Source organism: Siccirubricoccus deserti, assembly GCF_014283215.1.
GTDB lineage: Bacteria > Pseudomonadota > Alphaproteobacteria > Acetobacterales > Acetobacteraceae > Siccirubricoccus > Siccirubricoccus deserti.
Genome location: NZ_JACOMF010000176.1, coordinates 1 through 2530 on the forward strand (window position 1 = coordinate 1; position 2530 = coordinate 2530).

General features: G+C 66.4%; 3 protein-coding genes. 1 reads left to right on the forward strand and 2 read right to left on the reverse strand.

Annotation, left to right across the window (positions count from 1 at the left end):
• Both H7965_RS29480 and H7965_RS29485 read right to left on the reverse strand, forming a co-directional pair.
• The coding region (locus H7965_RS29480) for a transposase (protein ID WP_186773799.1) at positions 1-153 on the reverse strand (153 nt) is incomplete at its 3' end.
• A gap of 542 nt (positions 154-695) precedes the next feature.
• Entirely contained in the window at positions 696-1724 is a 1029-nt protein-coding gene (locus H7965_RS29485; protein ID WP_186774045.1) for an IS110 family RNA-guided transposase, read from the reverse strand.
• 109 nt (positions 1725-1833) lie between these two features.
• On the opposite strand from H7965_RS29485, the gene H7965_RS29490 reads away from it, so the two are divergent.
• Positions 1834-2193: a hypothetical protein gene (locus H7965_RS29490; protein WP_229682874.1), complete on the forward strand. Its 360-nt coding sequence runs from the start codon at positions 1834-1836 to the stop codon at positions 2191-2193.
• Positions 2194-2530: the final 337 nt, after the last annotated feature.

Genomic DNA, 2530 nt, shown 5'->3' on the forward strand with positions numbered 1-2530 from the left:
CCCCTCCATGGCCTGTCGCTTCCACTCGCCCACCATGGTCTGGTGAATGCCGTGCTTGGCCGCCAGCTGCGCCGTCGTCAACTCACCCCGCAGCGCTTCCAAAGCAACCTTCGCCTTGAAATCCGCCGAATACCGCATCCGCTTGCCCGTCATCCGGGTCCGTCCTTCTCACAGGCGAACCGAGCTTACCCACCTGTCCGAAATCCGGGGACCACCTCACAGGCTTGGGCGTCGATGGCACCGATGCGCAACACTCGGCCGAGCGCCGCCGTCAAGACCGGCGCCCTCGGCGCCCCGCTCCGCGGCTGCGGGGCTTGACGGCGGCGCTCCTTGGCCGTGGCAAACTGGCGAGGGCCACTCGCCCGCTCCAATCGGACGCTATCCGACAGATCGAGTACCGACTTTTACAGCTGATGGTCGGCCAGCACTTGCTCAACGTATGGCCCGCCCCGCCTGCAAGCAGATTTCACGGCCCGATCTGATCAGTCTACGCCAACGTATCCGGTCTCAGGGCCAAGCCCTGGTCAAGATGGAGATCCGCGCGTCCCGGTCCTCATAAGCACATCGGCATCGAGCGCCATTGAGCAGGGCAGGGTTCCAGAACACCAGTCGACTGTCAGGCCATCTCGTTTCTACCACCCGCAGACCTCATAAAGCCGCTCGCGCCGATTGAGGCGACCAGCCGATCCCGTGCGCTACGACATCGCCGCAGCCTTGATCTCGAACTGCTGCCCGCTACGGAGTACCGCGCAGACGATCCGTGCCAGCTTGGCGGCAAGCGCAACTATCAATGTGTTCACATGGGCCTGAGCCAGAAGGCCACGTAGCTGCTCACCTAGACGCGTCTCGCTTTTGGACAGGGTCGGCAGGACAGCACGGGCGCCATGGATCAGCATCTTGCGCAGGTACACGTTACCCCGCTTGCTGATACCCAGCAGCTTCGGCTTGCCTCCCGTGGTCATTTGCTTCGGTACCAGCCCCAGCCATGCAGCCAGATCCCGACCACGTCCGAAGGTCTCGGCCCGGCCGATCGCGGCAGCCAGTGCCGTAGCGTTCAGTGGTCCAATGCCCGGGATCGTGCTCAGCAGCCGAGTCGTCTCATCCGTGCGGGCTTGATGCGCGAACTCCTCGTCGAAGGCCTGGATACGGCGGTCCAACTCGTGCCACTCGGCCCGTAGATCCTCGATCAGAAGCCGGGTTCGGGGACTGATCAAGGCTTGGTCCGCAGCCAGCAAGGTCTCGAGAGACAACTCCGGCTTGCGCCGCCCCTGAGGGACGGTGATGCCGCGCTCCAGCAGAAAGGCGCGCAACTGGTTGATCAGGGCCGTCCGCTCACCCACCAGCCGGTCACGAGCGCGATGCAGGCTCTGCATGTCGAGCTGCTCCTCGCTTTTCAGCTCGACAAACCGCATCGTTGGCCGGGTGGCCGCCTCGGCGATCGCCTCCGCGTCGCGGTCGTCGTTCTTCTGCGCCTTCACGTAGGGTCGCACGTACTCCGGCGACATCAGCCGGACCTGGTGGCCCTGGTCGCTCAGCCTGCGGCCAAGGTGATGCGCCCCGCAGCAAGCCTCCATCGCCATCACGCAGTGTGGTAGCCCCACCACGAGCTTGGCGACCCCGTTCCGGTTCAAACGTCGCCGCAGGACCACCCGCCCGCCGGCGTCCAGGCCCACGACGCTGCAGCTGTTCTTGCCCAAGTCGATCCCCAGAACTGCGATCTGCATCGGATCAGCTCCTATCCCTCGATTTGCTCCGCCAGCTTACAGCCGCAGGGGTAAGGGGCGGGCCATCCCATAAGCACATGGACGGGCTCTCCGACGGTGAGGGCGGACCGTGGCCGAAGGCCGCGTAAGCCGCCCGAACGGCTGCGGACGCTATCTCCACAGCCCCTATGCGCGGCTGTTCTACGGCGAGACCTTCTTCCAGCATGCCCTGCCGCTCGATCGCTCCTCGCTGACGCGCTGGCGCCGGCGCATCGGCGCAGAGCGGCTCGAGGTGCTGCTGGCCGAGAGCGTGGCCGCGGCACGGCGCGGCGGCGCCGTCGAGGACAAGCACCTGCAGCGCATCACCATCGACGCCACGGTCCAGCCCAAGGCGGTGACGCACCCCACCGACGGCAAGCTGCTACACCGTGGCATCGAGATCCTGGCGCGCCTGGCCCGACGGGACGGGATCCGGCTGCGCCAGTCCTAACTGCGGGTGGCCAGAGTGGCTCGGCGCGAGGCCGCGAAGCTGATCCAGCCCGCCGCCGCCGCTAGGCGGAGCGCCAGGTCCGACAGCTGCGGACCTGGCTGGCCAGGCTCCTGGCGTGCCTGCTCAGCCTGCTGACCTCCGCTCATCAGGTCGGACAGGGCCGCCAGCCGCGAGCCCTGGCCGCGTGAAATTCGCGTAGTTCACGGGCGACTAGCACTACTTCGGCACTTTCATTCGCGCTTGTGTAGGTCGATGAACTCGCGGCATCTGGGACATCGCAGCCGGATGGCGGCAGCGAGCTGAGCCAGCAGTGCGCGCCGGATGGCGGGCAAGGTGG

Bases quoted from the DNA above. Each gene is read 5' to 3' on its own strand.
- H7965_RS29485 (WP_186774045.1), bottom strand. From the start codon at position 1,724: ATGCAGATCGCAGTTCTGGGGATCGACTTGGGCAAGAACAGCTGCAGC.